Here is a 19,901-nt window from a genome sequence, read left to right as displayed (position 1 = left end):
ATCAGCCCCGGATCTGCTTCTCCAGCAGCTTGCTGCGGAGCTGCAGCATGGCCTTGGTGTGCAGCTGGGAGACCCGGGATTCCGTGATGTTCAGTAGGATCCCGATCTCCTTCATGGTCAGCTCGTCGAAGTAGTAGAGCTGGACCACGAACTTCTCCTTCTTGGGACGTCCCTCGATGGCCGACTGGAGGATGTCCTTGATCTCCGCGGTCTGGAAGACCTGATGGGGGTCCTCCGCGTCTGGATCCGGCACGAAGCTGATGAGGCTCTCGCCTTCGCCGTCCTCCCCCGCGTCCACGAAAGTGCCGAGGGTGACGCCCTTGAGCTCATCCAGGTTCTTATGCAGCTCGTCGAGGGCGATGCCCAGATGGCGCGCCACCTCCTCGTCCGAGGCCGCCCGGCCCTTCTGCTGCTCGATGAGCCGGTAGGCGGTCTCGATGTCCTTCTTCTTCCGCCGGAGGCTGCGGGGCACCCAGTCCAGGTCCCGCAGGCCGTCTAGGATGGCGCCCTTGATCCGCAGCTCGGCGTAGGTCTTGAACTTGATGTTGCGGGTGGGCTCGAACTTCTCGATGGCGTCCATCAGGCCCAGGATGCCGCTGTTGATGAGGTCGTCCAGCTCCACGTGGGAGGGCAGCCGCGAGGCGATGCGGTGGGCCACGAACTTCACCAGGGGCACGTAGTCCTTGATGATCTGCTCGCGGTTGTTCCGGTCGAAGGGTTCGGGCTCGTCGTCGTCCTCGGCGGGGGCGGCTTCGGATTCCTTCGCCCGCTCGCTGGCCGCCAGCAGGGCCGCCCAGGGACGGAGGGCGGCCGGAGCCGCCGCCACGGCACGCGCCAGCTCATCCCCAGTCGATGGACCGGAATCGAAGGGCTCATGGTCAGGACTCACGACCATCCAGGTTCCTAGGGCGCGTCACCGGGCGCGGGCAGCTTCCAGAATGCCGCAAAGTCATCGACCTGCAAGGACGTTTGACTCAGCAGTTGCCGGACGATGAGGCCGAAGGCCCGGGCGGCGGGACAGTCCGGGAAGAGCTCCACCACGCCTCGCTGCTGGCGCACCGCCTGGAGGATGTGGGGATCGTGGGGGACCATGCCCAGCACTTGGAGCCGCTTGCCCAGGAACCGCTCCGTGGCCTCCTGGAGCTGATCGATGGTCTCCCGGGCCTCGTCCGCGCTGTGGCCGTTGTTCACCAGCAGCCACAGTGGTTTCGAAGGCTCGCGCAGGTGCAGCACCTTCACCATGGCGTAGGCGTCCACCAGGCTGGTGGGTTCGGGTGTGGCCACGAGGATGACCTCTTGCGCCGCCAGGAGCAGCTTGAGGACCGATTCGTGGATGCCCGCGGCCGTGTCGATCAACAGCCAATCCACCGTCTCCGCCACCCGCTGGAGGCCCTGGACCAGGCGCAGCTCGCTCAGGGTGTCGAGGCGGGTCAGCTCCTGGAGTCCGCTGCCTGTGGGCAGGATCTGTACACCCATCGGTCCCTCGACGAGGATCTCCTCCAGCACCTTCTCGCCGCGCAATACGTGCTCCAGCGTGTATTTAGGCGAAAGACCCAGGAGGATATCGAGGTTGGAGAGGCCGAAATTGGCATCCATGACCACCACCCGCTGGCCCTGCCGGGCCAAGGTCATGGCCAAGCCGGCGGTGACATTGCTTTTTCCCACCCCGCCCTTGCCAGAGGTGATGGCCACGACCCGGGCCGCGAACATGGGCGCCTCATTCCCCTGGCCCAGGGGAAGGCTGCGGAGGCGGGGAACCGGGTGGTCGCTCATGCGGATGCCCCGGTCCGCCCCGGCCGGAGGCCGAAGGCAGCCAAACCCGGCCGACGGGCCCGGTGGGCCCGTGATGGAAGCAGACAGTTCTGGAAGGTCAACATACCGACACCCGGTGGGTGTGGGGCGAGGGTTGTGCCACGCGGAGCCGGCTCCGGGACGGACCGGCCGGGAGCGATGGTTCCGGGTGGTCTCAGGGGCGGAGCTTGAGGGCGTCCCAGCGCTCCGGCGGATGGAAGCGGCACCTCAGCCCGGCCCAGCTCACCCGCTGGAAGGTGACCTGCCCGGGCCAGGGCACCCGGTCGAGCCAGGCGCGGAAGGCCCGCTGGAGACGGAGGCGCTGCTCGGGCTCCAGGGCCGTGTCGGCGCCCACCCAGGCGCCGGGTCGCCGGGCCTTCACCTCCAGCAGGCGCAGCTCCGGCCCGCGGCTCAGGAGCAGGTCCAGCTCGTAGCGGCCCAGCTTCTGCCGCCAGGCCACCAGGTCCCAGCCCCGGGCCCAGAGCAGCCAGAGCGTCAGCCGTTCGGCTCGCAGGCCCAGGCGGCGGGCCGCCTCACCGCGACGCACGGGGGAGGTCCAACGTGTAGAACACGGTATCCACGGCCATGCGAGGAAAGTCCAGGGGCAGTTCCTCCGGTTCCACGCGCCGGAATCCGTTGCGCTCGTAGAAACGGTGGGCGGCGCCCATGTGGGGGAGGGTGCCCAGCCAGAGGCCCGGGAGGGTGTGATTCCTGGCGTGGTCGAGCAGGGTGCCGAGGAGGGCCTGGGCCAACCCGCTGCCGCGATGGTCCCTGCGGAGGAACATCTTCCGCAGGGCGCCTCCGCTTCCGAAATCGATGAGGCCGAGCGCCCCCACCACGCGACCCTCTGCGAGGCCCACCCAGAATCCGCCCCGACCCGCTTGGTAGACCTCGGAGATCCGTGCCAGATCCGGCTGGTCCCGGGCGGTGATGGGCACGCCGAACTCGATCTGCTGGATGGGGAGGATCAGGTCGAGCACCTGGTCCTCGAGGCCCAGCTGGAAGGGCTGGATCAGGAAGGACATGGTGCTACTCGTCCCGCCGGGGCAGCAGGAGGCTGCGCTGGACGCGCTCGAGGTTGCCGTGGAGGCGCACGATCTTCCAGGCGAGGATCATGGCGTAGCCCAGCCAGACCCAGAGGATGCGGGGGTCCACGGGCGTGCGCTTGAGCACCTCCGTGCCCAGGTCCAGGCGCAGGCCCTGGAGGAACCAGGTGACGGCCCCGAAGGCGATGATGAGGTGCCCCCAGCGGATCCAGAAGGGACGCAGCCCCTCCTTCACCTTCCAGCGCAGGAGCAGCCAGCGGTCGAAGCGGTCGCTCTTCTCCTCGGCGAAATGCAGGGCCAGGAGCTGGTCCACCAGGGGCGCGTAGCGGTGGACCTTCAGCTCCTGGATCTCCTCCTCGCCGTTCAGCTTGCGGAGAAAGGCGCTGCGGATCTTCCCGATGCACTCATCCCAGGGCGCCTCCTCCCGATGGAGGGACAGGTGCAGGCGCACCAGCCCGACCCAGAGCAGGGCCTGGGCCAGCAGCACGGCCCACAGGGACCAGCCCTGCCAGCCCTGGGTGCGGACGAGATCGAGAAAGCGGGTGAGATCCATGCGGGGAGTGTACCGCTATCCCTCCAAGGTCCGGCAAGGGGTCAGAGGGAGGCTGTCTTGGCAGAGGATCTGAAGGCCGCGGTACCACCTCGCCGTATCGCCTATCGATCCGCTCTCTTTGGAAACAAGGTCCGCACGCTCAAGAATGCGAGGAGCGGAATCGCGAACGCGTAAACGTACTGCGTCCGCGACACGCCGATGCCGAACGGAAACCAGATGCCCGGTACGCCGATCGCATCGAGCAGTTCGCCGCCGAATAGCGCGGCCATGACGGAGGCCAACGTGACGAGCGCCAGGATCCGCATGGACCCGCTGCGGACGATGCGCGCGCCTATCACAACAAACAGCGCGATGGACGCGAGCCGGCTGCCCCTCGTCACACTTGCCGAATGGATCACGGCGCCGACAATCGCGGCGACCGCCAGCAGCGCGGCGGACACATCGAAGCTCCGCCACGGAGGAAGGCACCAGCGATTCCAGGCAAACGTCCAGGCGGCCACCGTGGGCACCCACATCACTGACGCCAGCCAGGCATAGGTAGCCAGGTCCATCAGATCGGTCCACGCGACGATCGCGTTGTTGAGGCGCCTGGCCGCCATGAGCGCGAGCGCGATGCAGGCGAAGATCAAGAAACGCCCGTGGCTGCTTCGAGGCCGGCACCAGAGTGCCAGGCCAATGAGTGCAAGCATCGTTAACGGCTCGATCACGTCGACGATGTAACCGGCGATCGTTCGCTGCCATTGCACGCGGTGGAGCGCATCGCTCGTCGGCCGCGGAGCCAGTATGGGAACGCTGTGCATGCCGCCGCCGTCTGCGCTGACACCGGAAACGGGAGGCATGTACGCGCGGACGGCGAGCACGCCACGGGTGCCCGCCACACCGGCAGGCAGGGCGAACTGCAGCGGCCGCGTGCCGACGACCCGCGGGGCCGCACCGAGCCTGCCCGACCCGCCTAACAGTAGACCGTTCCAATAGAGCTCGTAGCCATTCTCGACGAGGGTCGGTCCGAGGATGTCCCACGACGCGGGTCCGGCCGGCACCGTCACCGCGCGCCGGTACCAGGCGTAGCCGTGATAGCCGGGATGACCGTGCGCCATCCATCCGCCGACGTAATCGGGCAGACCGACGTCGCCATCGTGGCTCCCCGGCGCGGCGGTCATGTCGACCGCCTCCCAACCGCTATCGTCCGTGGTGGCCTCCGCCCAGCGGGGGTCATCGCCGGTATGGAATCGCCAGGAGCCGTCGAGCAGGGTCGCCGCGGCGCGCAGCTCCGGCGGATCAAGGCGGCCGCCGCTCGCCAGGTCGGCGATCACGATGGCAAATGCCAGCAGCGTCGCAATGGCGACGCCAAGCATCAATTTGCGTTGGGTTGCGTTGATCGAGGCCGCCGTCGAGGCATTCGAATAGGGCTGCATGCAATGACCTCATTGATATCTCGGCATTGATGTCTTGACATCGATAAACAGGTTAACATTCGAACTAATTCAACCAGCAGGGCTTAGATAGGGGCATAGAGGATCAAACAACACCGCATGTCGTCCGTGCGTTGTCATTTGTCCCCGCGGCCGATGGTCGCCATCCGATCGGATGGTAGGCGCTCAGGGCTATCTAGATGCGCGCTGACATTAAGTCTGTGCGATCCTGAATCCGCTTCCGGAAGCGCTGGCTCCACCGCAACCGCACCTTCGATACCGGCCCGGCGATCTGACGACGAGCCGCTTGGTAGGTTGCGGTTGCACCGGACCATGGTGCGCGAGCTTGCCCTTGGCTCGCAGCAGAGTCTGCCGAAGCGCGCGTCGTCGAATCGGGGTGTAGGCTAGTCCCAATGGAGGGCGCCATGGCGGCTGAAGGCATGAAGACGGCATCGGCCTGGGCCAAGGACCTGGGCGTGCCCGAGAAGAAGCTCAAGGAGGCCTTCAAGGCCGCCGGCATCGAGCCCGACGCCAGGAAGAGGGTTTGCGCCTACTACGCCAAGGCTTCCGCCGAGAAGGCGAAGAAGATGATCCCGTAGCGCGTCAGACCTTGTTCCAGGCCACCTCGCCGGCGGCGAGGAAGGCCTCCCCGTCCATGTCCCGGTCTTCCGCGCGCTGCAGCAGGTGCTGGAGGACTTCGGCGGTGGCCTCGGCGTCCTGCAAGGCCCGGTGGGCCCGGGTGTTCGTGATGCCGAGGAAGGCGCAGAGCTCCGCCAGGCTCCGCCGGGGCAGCTCGGGGATGAGCTTCTTGGCCAGCAGGCGTGTGCAGACGAGGCGGTGGCGCCGCCAGATGCCCTCGGGCAGCCAGGCCTTGAGGAAGCTGCCGTCGTAGGGGGCGTGGTGGGCCACCCAGACGCGGCCTTCCAGCCTTGGCGCCAGCTTCAGGGCCACCTGCTCCCAGGGGGGGGCGCCCGCCAGCATGGGCAGGCTGATGCCCGTGAGGCGCTGGATCTCCTCCGGCAGGAAGCCCTGGATGGCGGCCAGGCTGGAGAAGCGGTCCTCCACCACCGGGCCCGAGAGGCGCACCATGCCCACCTCGGTGATCTCCGAGGGCTGGATGAACCGCCCGTCCTTGCCCCAGCGGGCCTTGGGGCTTCCGCCCGTGGTCTCCAGGTCCAGCACCGCGAAGCGCAGCTCCCGCAGCGCGGGCGAGCTGGTCTCGAGGAGGGCGTCCTGGGTCATGCGCTGACCAGGGTCTTCAGGCCGTCCTTGAAGAGCACGTCCACCTTGCGGCCCATGCGCCGCTGGACGCGCCCCAGGCCGAAGGCGGGATGGTCCATCCAGGCGCCCTCCTCCCAGCGTTCGGCCACCGAGTAGGGCCGGGCCTGGGCGCCGCCCTGTTCGCGGGCCACGGCCTCCTGGAACTGGGCCACCAGCGAGCCGGGCCGGGGCCCACCGGCCTTGGCGGCCGTGGGGATCCGGGGGGCGCGGGGCAGGGGCTCCGGCTTGGCCGCGCGGAACTTGTGCACGGACCGGCAGTTCCCGCAGATGAGCTTGTCGGGCACGCCGTTGGTCACGGTCAGGACCTGGTGGCGCGTCTCGCCGCCACAGCGCCCGCAGGGCGCATCCACATCCTGGCCAGCGTAGTAGGTCTTCGTCATGCCTTCAGGTTAGCATCCGCATTTCCCAGGGTGAGGGGTGACGTGCCGGATTCAGGGCCTGTCCACCAGCCGGAGCCTCCCCTCCCCGTCCAGTCCGGCGAAGGTGTAGCCATCGGCCCTGAGCTTCGGGATGAGCACGGGCAGCACCTTCCCGGCCCGGTCATGGATGTCGTGGAAGAGGAGGATGCCCCGCTGCTCGTGGGCGATGGCCTTCAGGACGCGGTCGGCCACGGAGCTGGGCACGGGGTCGGCCCAGTCCAGGCTGTCGATGTTCCAGAGCACCGAGCGCAGGTGGTAGGCCGCCAGGGCTTGCAACTGGAGCGGCGTCCGCGCGCCGTAGGGGAAGCGGAAGAGCTGGCTGTGCGCTCCGGGGATGGCCCGCAGGAGCTGGTCGGTCTCGCGGATCTCCAGGTCCAGCGGCACCCCGGTCTCCTTGCTGAGCTGGGCGTGGGTGTAGCTGTGGTTGCCCACCACGAAGCCGCCCTTCACCAGATCCTCCGTGTAGGCCGCCAGGGGGCCCAGCTTGACCTGACCCGCGGCGTCCTGGGAGCCCAGGTTCCGGCCCACCTCGAAGAACAGCGCGGGCACATGCTCCTTCTCGAGGATCGCCTTGATTTCTTCGGTGTAGATGCGATGAGGGCCATCATCGAAGCTGAGGATGAGTACCTTCTCGGGCAGCTCAGTGCCATTGATCTCGCCGCTGCCCTGAAGCCCCGAGGCCGGGCTGGGAATGGTGGCGCCCTTGAGCAGCGGGTCCAGGGGGATGCGCCGCTGGAGTTCGGCCACATAGGTGTTCCAGCGATCCCGCTGCCCGCCCTGGGCCGGATGCCCCGGGCCTCCGAAGACCCGCTGGTACTCGGTCTCGACCAGGGCCTCTACGCGATCCGCTTCGGCGAGGTCCCGGGAAAGACGCCGGTTGAGCAGCACACCCTCGGGCGTGGTGTCGCGACGAAGCGGTTTCTGGAGCACCCGCAGGGAATCCCGGAAGGCGAGGCGGTCGAGCTCGAGCACTTCGGGATCGGCCTCCATCCAGTCCAGCAGCGCCGAAGCCACGGGGTCCCGCAGAGCTGGAGGCTGCGCCGCAAGCCGAGTCAGGGCCCCGTTCAGTTGGTGCACCAGATCCCGGCGCTCGTGGTGCAGGCGGTGGCCCACGGCCAGGGCCCGCTCGAGGTCGGGCCCCTTGAGACGGGCTTCGTCGGCGAAGATCACGATGAGCTGGCGGTGCACCTGCAGGTCGGCCCGCAGGGCCTCCAGCAGGGGCGCGGTCCCTGGGGGCTCCGGATGCGTGGCGGCCTCCGCCAGGGCGGCCGCGGCGAGCAGGGGCGGCGGGGCCGCGGGCCGGGCCTGCTGCCGCTGGATGACCCATACCCCTCCGACCGCCAGGGCCAGGAGGAGCAGGGGCAGGGTCTTCCGGATCATGTCAGGCCAGCAGCGCCTTCACCTGGGCGAGGCGCTGCTCCCTCTCTTCGGCCTGGCCCCGCAGCTTGGCCACGGCGACTTCGGGGGCCTTGGTGACGAAACTCTCGTCGGCGAGGCGCGCCCGCAGGGGCTCCAGCTCCTTCTCCAGCTTGGCCAGCTCCTTCTCCAGCTTGACCCTCTCGGCCGCGGGATCCTTGAGGCCCACCAGCTCCAGGGCCACGGCGCCGCCGGCCACCACGGCCACGGCCCGGGTGGATGAGGCGAGGTCGCCCTGGGTGAAGGTGACGGACTCCAGCCGGGCGATGGATTTCAAGGCCTCGGTGAAGGGCGCCAGCTCGACGATCGAACAGAACGCCGCCACACGCTTGGCGGGATCCACGCCCTGCTCGGCCTTGAGGCGCAGGAAGGCCGTGAGCACCTCCTGGAACCGGGGGATGAGCGTGCCATCGCCGCCCTTCGTCTGGAGAATCGCTTCGTCGAGAGGCCAGCTTCTCAGGGCCAGCAGAGCCGGCTCTGAGCCCGGCAATCGGGGGGCGATGACCGCTTCGTGGATCTCTTCGGTCAGGAAGGGCACGAAGGGGTGCAGGGCCCGCAGGAGGATGTCGAGGAAGTGGAGGATGGCCGCCTTCTGGGCCGTCGTGCCGCTCTGGAGCTGCACCTTGGCCAGCTCGATGTAGGTGGCGCAGAATTCGTCGTAGACCAGGTGGTAGAGCCGCTCCGCCGCGTCATGGAAGCGGAAGGCCTCGATGGCGTCGGTGATGGCGGCGATCTCTTCCCGCAGCCTTCCGATGAGCCAGAATTCGGCTTCGCCGAATGCTGGCTTCGTGGACAGCGAAATGGATTCGTCGAGATTCATCTGGACGAAGCGGGAGGCGTTCCAGAGCTTGTTGCAGAAGTTCCTGGAGGCCTCCAGCCGCGCGGGGCTCATGGCGATGTCCGTGCCCGGCGCCGCCATGATGGCGAGCGCGAAGCGGAGGGCGTCGGTGCCGTATTCCTCCATGACTTCCAACGGATCGATGACGTTGCCCTTGGTTTTCGACATCTTCTGGCCGCTGGCGTCGCGGACCAGGCTGTTGAAGTAGACCTTCCGGAAGGGCACGTCGCCCATCCAGGTGAGCCCTGCCATGGCCATGCGCGCCACCCAGAAGAACAGGATGTCGTAGCCCGTGATGAGCACGCTGGTGGGGTAGTAGCGCTTCAACTCCGCGGTCTGCTCCGGCCACCCAAAGACGCTGAAGGGCCAGAGCGCCGAAGAGAACCACGTATCCAGCGTATCCGGATCCTGGACCAGGTCCTCCGATCCGCACGCCCCACATGCGGAGGGCTGCTCCATCTCCACATGGAGCTCCCCGCACTTGGCGCAGGTCCAGGCCGGGATGCGGTGGCCCCAGACGAGCTGGCGGCTGATGCACCAGTCCTGGATGTTGGTGAGCCAGTGCTCCCAGACGGCGGCGTGGTGCGAGGGCGTGAACTGGATGCGGCCGTCGCGGACGGCCTCCAGGGCCTGGGCGGCGGCCTCCTTCACATCCATGAACCACTGCTCGCTCACCAGCGGTTCCAGCACGGCGCCGCTGCGATCGCTGAGGCTGATCTTGTGGACGTAGTCCTCCACCTTCACGAGGAAGCCCTGCTCCTCGAGGTCCGCCACCACGCGCTTGCGGGCCTCGAACCGGTCCAGCCCCGCGTAGATCCCGGCGGCGGCGGTCATCTTCGCGTCGAAGCCGATGATGGTGATGGAGTCCAGCTTCAGGCGCTGGCCGGCGGCGAAGTCGTTGGGGTCGTGGGCGGGGGTCACCTTCACGCAGCCGGTGCCGAAGGCGGGATCCACGAAGCTGTCGGCCACCACGGGGATCTGGCGGCCTGTGAGCGGGTGGTTCATGAGCTTGCCGATCATGCCCTGGTAGCGCTCGTCGTCTGGATGGACCGCCACGGCCGTGTCGCCCAGCATGGTCTCGGGGCGCGTGGTGGCGACCACCACCTCGCCGTTGCCGTCCGCCAGGGGGTAACGCAGGTACCAGAGCTTGCCCTTGCGCTCCTCGTACTTCACTTCCAGGTCGCTCAGCGCCGTCTGGAGGGCGGGATCCCACTGGATCATGCGGGGACCGCGGTAGATGCGGCCAGCCTTGTAGCTCTCCACGAAGACCTTGCGCACGGCCTTGTTGAGGGCCGGATCCAGCGTGAAGCGGTTGCGGGTCCAGTCCACGGAGCAGCCCAGGCGCTTGAGCTGGTGCTCGATGGCGCCCTGGTTCTTCTCCTTCCACTCCCAGATGCGCTGCTCGAAGGCATCGCGGCCCAGCTTGTGGCGGTCCGTGCCCTCGGCCTTGAGCTGCCGCTCCACCATCATCTGGGTGGCGATGCCCGCGTGATCGGTGCCGGGAACCCACAGCGCGTCGTAGCCCTGGGCCCGCTTGAAGCGGGTGAGCACGTCGTGGAGCGTGTTCACCAGGGCATGGCCCATGTGCAGGTTGCCCGTGATGTTGGGCGGCGGGATGACGATGGACCAGGGTTCCTTGCCGCTCTCCGGCGCCGCCTCGAAGGCGCGGGACTCCTCCCACACCTCGTACCAGCGTGTCTGCGCCGTCCTGAAATCGAATGCCTTGTCCATCTCTCGCATTGCCATCTTTGCCTTGCCTTTCCCGGATCCAAATCGGCCTTGCCGATGTGGATCGATATGAACGACTGCATTCGGAGCGGCCAGCCCAATGGATCAGTTTACCCATGGGGACACTGGCCTTCCAGGCGGGGGACCGAGGGGGAAGGCCCTTGAATGTAATGCGATATCATGGTCATCATTTGCATCGCGGCATGGATGAGGGGGCTACATGCGTCTTCTTCGGATGGGGATCCTGGGGCTGTCGGGACTGCTGGCGGCCGGGATCGGCCTGGCCCAGGAGCGGCCCCTGCCGGCGCCCCACGTGAAGGCCAAGCTCATCTGCCACGACTGCCACCAGAAGGAGAAACCCACCACCGCGGCGGTGCCGGACGAGGCCTGCATGGTCTGCCACGGGGACTACCCGGCCATGAAGGCCCTGACGAAGGACGCCAAGCCCAACCCCCATGCCCCTCCCCAGGCCTCGCCCCACGAACCCTATCCCTGCACGGACTGCCACCGTCAGCACAGGCCGCCCGTGGTGAAGTGCCTGGAGTGCCACGAAGGGAAGTTCACCTTCAACATCAAGTGAGCTCCCCGGGCCCGCGGTTGCCGGTACCCTAGGGACATGGGTCCGAGCCTTCGCTTCCTGTCTCTGCTCCTGTCCGGCCAGGTGGCGCTTTCTGCCGGAGGACTGGCCCTGGAGGGCCGGGTGCTCCCCTACCGCCAGGTCGAGGTCAGCGCCCCGGTCTCGAGCCGGATCGTGGGCATGCGCGTGAAGGAGGGAGAGGCCGTGAAGGCCGGCCAGCCCCTGGCCCAGCTCTACGGGAAGCTGGAGGAGCTCGAGATGCAGCGGGCCAAGGCGCTGCTGGAGCGGCGGGAATTCGAGGCCAAGGGCGCCAAGCGCCTCTACGACAGCAAGATCATCCCCGAGGCCCGCGCCCTGGAGTCACGCATCGACCTGGAGCTGGCGCGGCTCCAGTACGAGACCGCGGCCGAGCAGGTGCGGCTCCGCACCATCGTGGCCCCCATGGATGGCATCGTGGTCGAGCGGTACCGCGACGAGGGCGAGGCGGTCTCCGGAGCCCAGCCCATGTTCCGGCTCATGGACCTGAGCCGCGTGGTGGTCCAGTGCGCCGTGGGGCCGGCGGCCCTCGCGGCGTTCGCGCCGGGGCGGAAGGTGCGGGTGGTCCTCCCCGAGCCCGGCGGCGCGGCGAGCGCCGAGGGGGAGGTGATCCTGGTGGACCCCTGCGCGGATGCGGAGGGCAAGGTCCGCGTGAAGGTGGTGGTGCCGAACCCCGAAGGCCGGTTCCGCGCCGGCCTCAAGGCGCAGGTGATCATCCCCGAGGGATCCTGAGATCCCCGGGAGGCTGCCGTCTGGTTTCCGATTGGATCAGAGCTTCTTGTGGGTGCCGTCGCACATGGGCTTGGTGCCGCTGTGCTTGCAGCCGCAGAACCACTTCGTGCCGGTGATGTCGGCGGTGTAGGCCAGGGGCACGAACGGACCGCCCTTGTGGGAGCCGTCGCAGAACGGCTGCTTCTTGCTGTTGCCGCAGGCGCACCAGTGGTAGGTCTTGCCCGCTTCGACCTCCACCTGGTACGGGCCCTTCTGGGCGATGTGGGGCGTGGGATCCGTCATGGCGTGCCTCCTGTCGGGGTGCCTGTGGATGGAAGACCACTATAGTCCCGTCGTCCAGGAAACCCTCAATCGTCCCGGCGCTCCTCCGCCTCCTCCCACTCCAGTTCGGTCCACCACTCGTACTCGAGGCCCTCGCAGGTGACGCCGAAGGATGGGCAGGCGACGCAGCCGTCGCCACGGTGGACCTCGGCATCGTGCAGGGGCGGGTAGGCCGTGAGCAAGGCCAGGGCTCCCTCCCGCGCCGCGGCTTCGGCCTCCGTCATGGGACGGGAGGGCAGGTCCCGCACATGGAAGCGGCGCAGGCGCTCCTCGCCCTGGGGGTAGAGGACCGAGTTCTCGGCGTCGATGTGCCGCCACAGGGAGCGGCTGTAGTCCACGACCAGCGAATCCACCCGGGCGCGATCCTCGTCGGTGGCCAGGGCGGAACCCAGCAGGCCTTCGAGCCCGTCCAGCAGGCCGGCCATGCGCCGGTGCTCCCCGGTGAGCGCCGCGATGGGACCGCGGTGGGCGGGCAGCTCGGCCCGTTCCGCCAGGGCCCGGAAGAGGATCTCCTCCTCCTTGTGATGGTGGAAGTCGCCGGCGTAGCGCCGGAAGAAGGCCATGAAGCGCGCGCCGTCGGCCGGATCGCCCCGGCCCTCGAGGCGGGCCTTCACGAAGGTCCGCAGGGAGCCCAGCATCTGGTCGATGAGGTCGTGTTCCGCGCGGAGGTCGTCGATGAGCTTCATGATGCCTACAGCTTAACGGCGGCGCCCTCCACCCGCATGCCCAGGGCGTTCAACAGCCAGTGGTCGTGGTTGCCGCCGGGGTTGGGCGTGGTGAGGAGCTTCTCGCCCGTGAAGATGCTGTTGGCGCCCGCGAAGAAGCAGAGGGCCTGCAGCTCGTCGCTCATCTGCGTGCGGCCGGCGCTGAGGCGGATGCGGCTCTTCGGGAAGAGGATGCGGGCCGTGGCGATCATGCGCACCAGCTCCAGCGGGGGCAGAGGGTCCACGTTCGCCAGGGGCGTGCCGTCCACGGCCACGAACTGGTTGATGGGGATGCTCTCGGGCGCCGGCTCCAGCTCCGTCAGCTCCTGGAGGAAGTGGATGCGCTGGTCGATGGTCTCGCCCATGCCCACGATGCCGCCGGAGCAGACTTCCAGGCCCGCGGCGCGCACGGCGGCGATGGTCTCCAGGCGCTCATCGAACTTGCGGGTGTGGATGATGGTCTCGTAGAAGTCTCTAGAGCTGTCGATGTTGTGGTTGTAGACCTGGCAGCCGGCGGCCTTGAGGCGCTTCGCCTGGTCGGTGTTGAGCATGCCGAGGGTGACGCAGACCTCCATGCCCATGCCGGAGACGCCCTGCACCATGTCCAGCACGGCGTCGAAATTGGCGTCATCCTTCACCTCGCGCCAGGCGGCGCCCATGCAGTAGCGCGTCGAGCCGTTCGCCTTCGCCTCGGCGGCGCCGGCCAGCACCTTCTGCACATCCTTGAGGGGCTCCACCTTCAGGTCCGTCTGGTAGCGGGCGCTCTGGGGGCAGTAGGCGCAGTCCTCCGGGCAGGCCCCGGTCTTGATGGAATCCAGGGTGCAGAACTGGATCTCTTCCGCGTTCCAGTGGGCCCGGTGAGCCGTGGCCGCCCGGTAGAGCAGCTCGGGCACCGGCAGGTCGTGGATGGCGCGGATCTCGGATGGGGACAGGGGCATGGGCCACTCGCAAAGGGCCCATTCTATCCATAAGGTTCGTGGATGCGATTTATCGACCCATGCATCACTTATTGATCTGCACTGGTCTGTGTCGATGCCTCAAATGACACCAGATTGGCCCGCTGATCCCCCTCGTAGACGGGTCATCTGTAGACGGCTGGCCTCCGTGCTAGATTGAGGGGCCCCAGATGGCTCAGAACCCCTTGTGAGGAGTGCCTTTGGCCGCCCGTTCCGACCTGTCCGCGCCCGCCACGACCCTGACCCGCGAGCAGCGTGTCCGGCTCTTCCGCACGATCTATGCGGCGCGCCGCATCGACGACAAGGAAATCACCGGCAAGCGCCAGAACAAGGTCTTCTTCCAGATCAACGGCGTGGGCCACGAGGCCATCCAGGCCGCCGCCGCCATGGTGTTCAGGCCCGGCCACGACTGGTTCTTCTTCTACTACCGGGACCGCGCGCTGGCCTACGGCCTGGGCTACTCCGCCAAGGAGATGTTCCTGGGCTCGGTGGGCTCCGTGGAGGACCCCGCCAGCGGGGGCCGGCAGATGCCCAGCCACTGGGGGAACCAGCGGCTCAACATCTTCACCACCTCCAGCCCCACGGGCAGCCAGTTCCTGCAGGCCGTGGGTGCCGCGGAGGCGGTGCTGCGCGCCGAGCAGGGAGGGCTCCAGGATGTGCTGGGCACGTCCCCGGATCAGCTGGTCCTGGTCACCACCGGGGATGGCACCTGCAGCGAGGGCGAGTTCTGGGAGGGCATCAGCAACGCCGTGAACCTGAAGGCGCCCGTGGTCTTCCTGGTGGAGGACAACGGCTACGCCATCAGCGTGCCCAGCGAGGTGCAGTACCCCGGCGGCAACGTGGCGGCCCTCCTCAAGGGCTACGAGCCCCATGGCCTGCTGATCCTGGACGACGTGGACGGCTGCGACCCCCTCGCCAGCTACCAGGCCATGAAGGCCGCGGCGGACCATGTGCGCGCCCGCAAGGGCCCCGCCTTGGTGCGCGCCCGGGTCATCCGGCCCTACAGCCACTCCCTGTCCGACGACGAGCAGCTCTACAAGTCGAAGAGCCAGCGGGAGGCGGAGGCGCTGCGGGACCCCGTGGCCATCTACGCCCATCAGCTGGTGGCCTGGGGGGACCTCAGCCCCGAGCAGCTCCAGATGCTGAAGGAGGAGGTCCAGGCGGAGATCGACGCGGCCTGGGAGGAGGCGGACGCCGCCCCGAAACCCGAGCCTGGAAGCTTCTACCGGCACCTCTACAGCGAGGAGGTGGACCCCACCTCGGCGGCCTTCGACACGGAGCAGGCGGCGGGCGACCAGGCGACGGGCGCCAAGACCATGATCGACCTCCTCAACGCCACCCTGAAGCACGAGATGGCCCGCGATCCGCGCATCCTCGTCTTCGGCGAGGACGTGGCGGACGCCAGCCGGGCGGAGATCCTCGGCGAGGTGAAGGGCAAGGGCGGTGTGTTCAAGGCCACCCACGGCTTGCAGAAGCAGTTCGGCGGCCACCGCGTCTACAATTCACCGCTGGCGGAAGCCACCATCATCGGCCGCGCCATCGGCTTGGCCGTCCGCGGCTTCAAGCCGGTGGTGGAGATCCAGTTCTTCGACTACATCTGGCCCGCCATGCAGCAGCTCCGGGACGAGCTGGCCACCATCCGCTGGCGCTCCAACGGGGCCTTCAAGGCGCCCCTGGTGGTGCGCGTGCCCATCGCCGGATACCTCATGGGCGGCGCCACGTACCACAGCCAGTGCGGTGAGAGTACCTTCACGCACATCCCCGGCCTGCGCGTGGTGTGCCCCAGCCGGGCCCTGGATGCCGCGGGCCTCCTGCGCACGGCCATCCGCTGCGACGATCCCGTGCTCTTCCTCGAGCCCAAGCACCTCTACCGGCAGACCCACAACAAGGGCAACGATCCCGGCCCCGACTTCATGATCCCCTTCGGCAAGGCCCGGACTGTGCGCGAAGGCACGAGCCTGTCCGTCATCACCTTCGGCAACACCGTGCACCGCGCCGTCCAGGCGGCCCGGGAGGCGGAGAAGGAGGGCCTCTCCGTCGAGATCATCGACCTCCGCACCCTCAACCCCTATGACTGGGAAGCCATCGAGCGGACGGTGAAGAAGACCCACCGGGTCCTCGTGGCCCACGAAGACACCCTCAGTTGGGGATATGGGGCCGAGATCGCCGCCCGTATCGCCGACGAGCTCTTCTTCCACCTGGACGCTCCGGTTCGCCGCCTGGCCGCCAAGGACACCTGGGTGGCCTACCACCCGTCCCTGGAGGACGAGATCCTGCCCCAGCCCAAGGATTTCCTCGAAGCCTTCCGAAAGCTCGCCTCCGTCTAAACCGGGGAGGGGATTCTCCGCGATAGACCGATAGGATGGGCCATGACCGGAGGGTCCATGCGCCTGACTCCAATCCTGCTCTTTCTGCTGGGCGTTCCGGTCTTCGCCCAGCTGGGCCGCGCCGATGGCGGGACCGGCGCAGCACTGACGGGCTGGACCCTGGGGCTCCAGCGGGTGCAGCCCTCGCTGTCCGCGAGCCTGGACGGGGTCCGCGACGGGAAGATGTCCCTGGTGGATACGGATTCGGATCTCGGGCTGGGGAGGGACGGCACCCCCTTCGGCGCGCTCCTGGAACACCAGGGCGAGGCCCAGGGTTTCCAGCTCACCTACGATTCTGCCCGCTACCGGGGGGAGCGGACCTTGCCGCGGTCCATCTTCCTCGACGGGACCGCCTACTCGGCGGGAACCCTGCTCCAGACGCAGGCGAAGGTCGAGGTCCTGGAGGGTCTCTGGACTTACAAGTTCGTGCGGCGACCGGATGCCTGGCTGGGGTTCGACCTCGGCGCCCAGGTCTTCCGGGCGGACCTCAGGGCCCTCACCCTCACCTCGCCCCCCCGAAGCCAGTCGAAACGCTCCGGCTGGATCGTCCCCCAGGTGGGTCTCACGGGCTGGTCGTCGGGCGCCGACGGCCTTCTGGAATCCCGGGTCTACGCCCGGTACGTCACCTACCGGGGGGCCACCTCCTTCCGGTACGGCGTGGACGCCCGGGCCTACCTCTATCCGAAGTTCGGGCTGCGGGTGTTCTTCGAGGACGGCCACGCGCATGTTCCCCGCGGGTCCGTGGAGGGGGACCTGGACCTGCGGGCCGACCGGCGGATCACGGGCCTGGGCCTGGTGATCCGCTTCTGAGCATCGAGGGGCACCCCCCGGGTGGCGCCCGAAAACGACCGGCCGCAGAAAAAAGCGGTGGACGGCGGCAATCCTGTCATGCTGTTTTGCGTGACCCGCCAGGGGCGGAATTCACATCAACGCAATGACGGCCTTGTCTGGGGAAAGTCATCGCTACATCATCACCAGACGTTCTGCAGGAAACAGTTATGGCTCAAGGCACCGTCAAGTGGTTCAACGCCGAGAAGGGCTTCGGCTTCATCACCCCCGATGAGGGCGGCGCTGATCTCTTCGTCCACCACACCGCCATCCAGGGTGGCGGCTTCCGCACGCTGGACGAAAATCAGCGCGTGAGCTTCGAAGTCGCCCAGGGCCAGAAGGGCCCCCAGGCGACCAACGTCCAGAAGCTCTAGTCCTTTTACCGTTCAACAGGAAAGGCGGCCCATCGGGCCGCCTTTCTTCATTCAGATTCCCGTGCGGCGCTGCGGGTCAGTGGTGCCCGTGCTCGTCGACCGTGGGCTTGCCGATGAACTCGGCCTTGCGGCCCAGGAAGACCACCCAGAAGGCGAACAGGGCCAGGACGCCGAGGCCCAGGTAGAACAGGGGCTGGCGGAGGGCCGCCAGGCCGGTCCAGCTGAAGCTCGCCAGGCCGACCAGCGTGCCCAGGAGGCCTAGGCCGATGAGCAGGATGCCCCACCGGGCGGAGGCGACGGGGGTTTGGCCCACTTCTTCGGGAACGGTCCCAAGGGGGTTCTTCACCTCGCCGGCCACATGGGTGCCCTGGAAGAGGAGGATGGCGAACAGGATGAAATAGAAGACCAGGAAGAGCATGAGCGTACCTCGTCTTTCTTCCTATCACGATTTCCCGGCCCCCGGGCGGAATTCGGTGCATGGGTCACAACCTGCGGGGGCGCTCTGATGGCGTTCAGCCTTCGTCCAGGATGGTCCGGCCGGCCCGGATGGCCGCCTCCTTCTGGCTCAGCCACTGGTGTTCGCGCTGGTTGAGCCGCAGGTAGACGGTCAGGCCCATCCCGGCCAGAAGCAGGGAGAGGACCGCCAGACCCAGCAGGATGGGGGCGGCCTCCTTCGGTGCTCCGGGCCAGAGGGTGGGAAGTCCGGTGGTTCCGGCCAGGCAGGCCAGGCCGAGGAGGGTGGCCTGGATGGCGCGCATGCGCCAGGGGCGGATCCGCTTCTCGACGGCGACCCGGGAGAGATCCCGCACGAAATCGATCTGCTCGTCGGGGTTGGGGGCTCCGTGGGCCGCCTCCAGCTCGAGTTTGGCCAGCGAGAGGGCGAGTTCTCCCGAGGCGTCGTCCAGCCGCGCGGTCCGGCTCCGGATGGTCATGGTGGGGCTCCTTTCGGTCAGAAGCGGAGGGTCGGCCTCAGTGCAGGGAGAGGCCGCCTCCTTGGGGATTGCGGAGGGTCAGGACGAAGGGAAGGGCCAGGAGGAAGACCACGACGAGGAAGCCGAAGACGTCCACGAAGCTCATGAGGAAGGACTGGCGCGTCACCTCGGCGCCGATGAGGCCCTGGCTGAGGCCCCGCACAGACACGGGATCCAGGCCCGCCCGGGGGAAGAGCCCCTGGTTGAGGCTCACGTAGCTGGTCTGGAGCGCCCCGTTGAACGGGGTGATGTGCTCGGCGAGCCGCGCATGGTGGAACTGGGCGCGCTGGGCCAGGAGGGTGCTGGCCAGGGCGATCCCGACGCTGCCGCCCTCGTTCCGCATGAGGTTGAACATGCCCGAGGCCGTGCCCACGAGCGCCGGCGGGATGCGCTGGACTGCGGCCGTGGCGATGGGGACGAACACGAAGCCAAGCCCCAGGCCGTGGAAGATCCAGGCGGTCACCAGGTAGGCCATGCCCGTCTGGAGGTTCACGTGCGTGAGGAGCCAGGCCGAGTAGGCCATGGAGGCGGCCCCGGCGGCCACGATGAGGCGCACGTCCACCTTCCCCATGGCCAGGCCCACCGCGATCATGGCCACCACGGAGGCGACGCCGCCGGGACTCAGGATGAGCCCCGCCCAGGTGGGGGTGAACCCCAGCAGGTTCTGGACGAACAGCGGCACCAGGATGAACGCCGCGTAGAGGCCGACGCTGATGATGAAGATGATGGCCATGCCGCCCGCGAACTCCGGCAGCCGGAACATGCGCAGGTCCACCAAGGGGTTCTCGGCGGTGAGGGAGCGCCAGATGAAGAGGGCGATCCCCAGGGCGGCGAGGCCCGCGCAGGCCTTCATGGCGTTGGAGGCGAACCAGTCCAGGCGCTCGCCGCGGCTGAGGAAGAGCTCCAGGCAGCCCAGGCCCACGGCCACGAAGATCAGGCTCCAGTAGTCCACCGCGCCTTCGGGCCGCCGGAGGTACTCCGGGTCCTCCACGAACGTGAAGGCCAGGTAGTAGGCCACCACGCCCACGGGGATGTTGATCCAGAAGATCCAGGGCCAGGTCCAGTTGTCCGTGATCCAGCCGCCCACCAGCGGGCCGAGGATGGGCCCGAAGATGACGCCGATGCCGAAGATGGCCGAGGCCATGCCGTGCTCTTCCTGCGGGAAGGCCTCCAGCGTGATGGCCTGGGACATGGGCACCATGGCGCCCCCGGCCAGCCCCTGGATCACCCGCATGAGGATCAGCCACGCCAGGCTGGGTGCCGCGCCGGCGCCGAAGCTCGCCAGCGTGAAGATCGCCAGGCAGAGCAGGTAGAGGCGCTTGCGGCCGAACGCTGCGCCCAGCCAGCCGGTGATGGGCAGGATGATGGCGTTGGCCACGAGGTAGCTGGTGATGACCCAGGTGATCTCGTCCGTGCCCGCGGCGAAGGTGCCCTTCATGTGCGGCAGGGCCACGTTGGCCACGGAGGTGTCCAGCACCTCCATGAAGGTGCCCAGCATGGTCGTCAGGGCGACGATCCACTTGTGGGCGGTTCCCCGCGGCGCGTCCATGGC

The 19,901-nt window shown here is 68.0% G+C and carries 22 protein-coding genes; 6 read left to right on the top strand and 16 right to left on the bottom strand.

What is annotated here, in order from left to right:
• Nucleotide 1 precedes the first annotated feature (1 nt).
• The 6 genes from MLE42_RS09765 to MLE42_RS09740 all read right to left on the bottom strand — a co-directional run bounded on the left by MLE42_RS09765 (nt 2) and on the right by MLE42_RS09740 (nt 4,805).
• Nucleotides 2-889, bottom strand: coding sequence for a FliA/WhiG family RNA polymerase sigma factor (locus MLE42_RS09765; protein WP_243287696.1), 888 nt, complete (start codon nt 887-889; stop codon nt 2-4).
• 14 nt (nt 890-903) lie between these two features.
• Entirely contained in the window at nt 904-1,773 is an 870-nt protein-coding gene (locus MLE42_RS09760) for a MinD/ParA family protein (RefSeq protein WP_243287695.1), read from the bottom strand.
• 193 nt (nt 1,774-1,966) lie between these two features.
• Nucleotides 1,967-2,338, bottom strand: a complete 372-nt coding sequence (locus MLE42_RS09755) for a YraN family protein (protein WP_243287694.1) — start codon at nt 2,336-2,338, stop codon at nt 1,967-1,969.
• Nucleotides 2,325-2,816, bottom strand: coding sequence for a GNAT family N-acetyltransferase (locus MLE42_RS09750; RefSeq protein WP_243287693.1), 492 nt, complete (start codon nt 2,814-2,816; stop codon nt 2,325-2,327). Before MLE42_RS09750 ends, MLE42_RS09755 begins: the two co-directional genes overlap by 14 nt.
• Nucleotides 2,817-2,820: 4 nt before the next feature.
• Entirely contained in the window at nt 2,821-3,390 is a 570-nt protein-coding gene (locus tag MLE42_RS09745; protein ID WP_243287692.1) for a hypothetical protein, read from the bottom strand.
• A gap of 101 nt (nt 3,391-3,491) precedes the next feature.
• Complete coding sequence (locus MLE42_RS09740) at nt 3,492-4,805, bottom strand: hypothetical protein (RefSeq protein ID WP_243287691.1); 1,314 nt, start codon at nt 4,803-4,805, stop codon at nt 3,492-3,494.
• A gap of 422 nt (nt 4,806-5,227) precedes the next feature.
• On the opposite strand from MLE42_RS09740, the gene MLE42_RS09735 reads away from it, so the two are divergent.
• Nucleotides 5,228-5,401: a DUF3606 domain-containing protein gene (locus tag MLE42_RS09735; RefSeq protein ID WP_243287690.1), complete on the top strand. Its 174-nt coding sequence runs from the start codon at nt 5,228-5,230 to the stop codon at nt 5,399-5,401.
• Between the two features lie 4 nt (nt 5,402-5,405).
• Here MLE42_RS09735 and MLE42_RS09730 read toward each other — a convergent pair whose 3' ends face one another.
• Genes MLE42_RS09730 through MLE42_RS09715 form a run of 4 tightly spaced genes read right to left on the bottom strand, consistent with a single transcriptional unit; the run spans nt 5,406 to nt 10,487 of the window.
• Nucleotides 5,406-6,044: a 3'-5' exonuclease gene (locus MLE42_RS09730; protein ID WP_243287689.1), complete on the bottom strand. Its 639-nt coding sequence runs from the start codon at nt 6,042-6,044 to the stop codon at nt 5,406-5,408.
• Complete coding sequence (locus tag MLE42_RS09725) at nt 6,041-6,463, bottom strand: hypothetical protein (RefSeq protein WP_243287688.1); 423 nt, start codon at nt 6,461-6,463, stop codon at nt 6,041-6,043. The genes MLE42_RS09730 and MLE42_RS09725 overlap by 4 nt, the downstream gene beginning before the upstream one ends.
• 51 nt (nt 6,464-6,514) lie before the next feature.
• Nucleotides 6,515-7,882, bottom strand: coding sequence for a polysaccharide deacetylase family protein (locus MLE42_RS09720; protein ID WP_243287687.1), 1,368 nt, complete (start codon nt 7,880-7,882; stop codon nt 6,515-6,517).
• Between the two features lies 1 nt (nt 7,883).
• Nucleotides 7,884-10,487 (bottom strand): valine--tRNA ligase, encoded by a 2,604-nt coding sequence (locus MLE42_RS09715; RefSeq protein WP_243287686.1) that lies wholly within the window; start codon nt 10,485-10,487, stop codon nt 7,884-7,886.
• Nucleotides 10,488-10,704: 217 nt separating this feature from the next.
• Here MLE42_RS09715 and MLE42_RS09710 point away from each other — a divergent pair, with 217 nt between their 5' ends.
• Complete coding sequence (locus MLE42_RS09710; RefSeq protein ID WP_243287685.1) at nt 10,705-11,064, top strand: cytochrome c3 family protein; 360 nt, start codon at nt 10,705-10,707, stop codon at nt 11,062-11,064.
• A 36-nt stretch (nt 11,065-11,100) separates the two neighbouring features.
• The gene (locus tag MLE42_RS09705; RefSeq protein ID WP_243287684.1) at nt 11,101-11,829 is read left to right on the top strand and encodes an efflux RND transporter periplasmic adaptor subunit; all 729 of its coding nucleotides are present in this window, start codon (nt 11,101-11,103) and stop codon (nt 11,827-11,829) included.
• Nucleotides 11,830-11,865: 36 nt separating this feature from the next.
• Here the strand turns inward: MLE42_RS09705 and MLE42_RS09700 are convergent, their stop codons facing one another.
• The 3 genes from MLE42_RS09700 to bioB form a co-directional block, all read right to left on the bottom strand.
• Nucleotides 11,866-12,111: a CDGSH iron-sulfur domain-containing protein gene (locus tag MLE42_RS09700; RefSeq protein ID WP_243287683.1), complete on the bottom strand. Its 246-nt coding sequence runs from the start codon at nt 12,109-12,111 to the stop codon at nt 11,866-11,868.
• A gap of 65 nt (nt 12,112-12,176) precedes the next feature.
• Nucleotides 12,177-12,836: a hemerythrin domain-containing protein gene (locus MLE42_RS09695; RefSeq protein ID WP_243287682.1), complete on the bottom strand. Its 660-nt coding sequence runs from the start codon at nt 12,834-12,836 to the stop codon at nt 12,177-12,179.
• Between the two features lie 5 nt (nt 12,837-12,841).
• Nucleotides 12,842-13,792 carry a biotin synthase BioB gene (gene bioB, locus MLE42_RS09690; protein ID WP_243287681.1) on the bottom strand — a complete coding sequence of 317 codons (951 nt, stop codon included), beginning with the start codon at nt 13,790-13,792 and terminating at the stop codon, nt 12,842-12,844.
• Nucleotides 13,793-14,010: 218 nt separating this feature from the next.
• Between bioB and MLE42_RS09685 the strand changes: the two genes are divergently transcribed.
• The 3 genes from MLE42_RS09685 (at nt 14,011) to MLE42_RS09675 (ending at nt 17,378) form a co-directional block, all read left to right on the top strand.
• On the top strand, nt 14,011-16,137 hold the full coding sequence (locus tag MLE42_RS09685) for an alpha-ketoacid dehydrogenase subunit alpha/beta (protein WP_243287680.1): 2,127 nt from the start codon (nt 14,011-14,013) through the stop codon (nt 16,135-16,137).
• 57 nt (nt 16,138-16,194) lie between these two features.
• Nucleotides 16,195-16,986: a hypothetical protein gene (locus MLE42_RS09680; protein ID WP_243287679.1), complete on the top strand. Its 792-nt coding sequence runs from the start codon at nt 16,195-16,197 to the stop codon at nt 16,984-16,986.
• Between the two features lie 188 nt (nt 16,987-17,174).
• Nucleotides 17,175-17,378, top strand: a complete 204-nt coding sequence (locus MLE42_RS09675) for a cold-shock protein (protein ID WP_243287678.1) — start codon at nt 17,175-17,177, stop codon at nt 17,376-17,378.
• A gap of 76 nt (nt 17,379-17,454) precedes the next feature.
• Here MLE42_RS09675 and MLE42_RS09670 read toward each other — a convergent pair whose 3' ends face one another.
• From MLE42_RS09670 to MLE42_RS09660, 3 genes are all read right to left on the bottom strand, one after another.
• Complete coding sequence (locus tag MLE42_RS09670) at nt 17,455-17,796, bottom strand: hypothetical protein (protein WP_243287677.1); 342 nt, start codon at nt 17,794-17,796, stop codon at nt 17,455-17,457.
• 94 nt (nt 17,797-17,890) lie between these two features.
• Nucleotides 17,891-18,310, bottom strand: a complete 420-nt coding sequence (locus MLE42_RS09665) for a hypothetical protein (protein WP_243287676.1) — start codon at nt 18,308-18,310, stop codon at nt 17,891-17,893.
• Between the two features lie 37 nt (nt 18,311-18,347).
• Nucleotides 18,348-19,898, bottom strand: coding sequence for a DHA2 family efflux MFS transporter permease subunit (locus MLE42_RS09660; protein ID WP_243287675.1), 1,551 nt, complete (start codon nt 19,896-19,898; stop codon nt 18,348-18,350).
• Nucleotides 19,899-19,901 lie beyond the last annotated feature (3 nt).

It is taken from the genome of Geothrix terrae, assembly GCF_022808775.1.
GTDB classification, from domain to species: Bacteria; Acidobacteriota; Holophagae; order Holophagales; family Holophagaceae; genus Geothrix; species Geothrix terrae.
Note: the sequence above shows the minus strand (reverse complement) of the source record. Positions and strands in the feature narration are given on the sequence as shown.

Excerpts from the sequence above, each read along its gene's own strand:
- MLE42_RS09705 (WP_243287684.1), top strand. The coding sequence starts at position 11,101 with ATGGGTCCGAGCCTTCGCTTCCTGTCTCTGCTCCTGTCCGGCCAGGTG.
- MLE42_RS09675 (WP_243287678.1), top strand. The coding sequence starts at position 17,175 with ATGGCTCAAGGCACCGTCAAGTGGTTCAACGCCGAGAAGGGCTTCGGC.
- MLE42_RS09670 (WP_243287677.1), bottom strand. The coding sequence starts at position 17,796 with ATGCTCTTCCTGGTCTTCTATTTCATCCTGTTCGCCATCCTCCTCTTC.
- MLE42_RS09725 (WP_243287688.1), bottom strand. The coding sequence starts at position 6,463 with ATGACGAAGACCTACTACGCTGGCCAGGATGTGGATGCGCCCTGCGGG.
- MLE42_RS09710 (WP_243287685.1), top strand. The coding sequence starts at position 10,705 with ATGCGTCTTCTTCGGATGGGGATCCTGGGGCTGTCGGGACTGCTGGCG.
- MLE42_RS09740 (WP_243287691.1), bottom strand. The coding sequence starts at position 4,805 with ATGCAGCCCTATTCGAATGCCTCGACGGCGGCCTCGATCAACGCAACC.
- MLE42_RS09730 (WP_243287689.1), bottom strand. The coding sequence starts at position 6,044 with ATGACCCAGGACGCCCTCCTCGAGACCAGCTCGCCCGCGCTGCGGGAG.
- MLE42_RS09750 (WP_243287693.1), bottom strand. The coding sequence starts at position 2,816 with ATGTCCTTCCTGATCCAGCCCTTCCAGCTGGGCCTCGAGGACCAGGTG.
- MLE42_RS09680 (WP_243287679.1), top strand. The coding sequence starts at position 16,195 with ATGCGCCTGACTCCAATCCTGCTCTTTCTGCTGGGCGTTCCGGTCTTC.
- MLE42_RS09760 (WP_243287695.1), bottom strand. The coding sequence starts at position 1,773 with ATGAGCGACCACCCGGTTCCCCGCCTCCGCAGCCTTCCCCTGGGCCAG.
- MLE42_RS09665 (WP_243287676.1), bottom strand. The coding sequence starts at position 18,310 with ATGACCATCCGGAGCCGGACCGCGCGGCTGGACGACGCCTCGGGAGAA.
- MLE42_RS09715 (WP_243287686.1), bottom strand. The coding sequence starts at position 10,487 with ATGGACAAGGCATTCGATTTCAGGACGGCGCAGACACGCTGGTACGAG.
- MLE42_RS09735 (WP_243287690.1), top strand. The coding sequence starts at position 5,228 with ATGGCGGCTGAAGGCATGAAGACGGCATCGGCCTGGGCCAAGGACCTG.
- MLE42_RS09695 (WP_243287682.1), bottom strand. The coding sequence starts at position 12,836 with ATGAAGCTCATCGACGACCTCCGCGCGGAACACGACCTCATCGACCAG.
- MLE42_RS09745 (WP_243287692.1), bottom strand. The coding sequence starts at position 3,390 with ATGGATCTCACCCGCTTTCTCGATCTCGTCCGCACCCAGGGCTGGCAG.
- MLE42_RS09720 (WP_243287687.1), bottom strand. The coding sequence starts at position 7,882 with ATGATCCGGAAGACCCTGCCCCTGCTCCTCCTGGCCCTGGCGGTCGGA.
- bioB (WP_243287681.1), bottom strand. The coding sequence starts at position 13,792 with ATGCCCCTGTCCCCATCCGAGATCCGCGCCATCCACGACCTGCCGGTG.
- MLE42_RS09660 (WP_243287675.1), bottom strand. The coding sequence starts at position 19,898 with ATGGACGCGCCGCGGGGAACCGCCCACAAGTGGATCGTCGCCCTGACG.
- MLE42_RS09700 (WP_243287683.1), bottom strand. The coding sequence starts at position 12,111 with ATGACGGATCCCACGCCCCACATCGCCCAGAAGGGCCCGTACCAGGTG.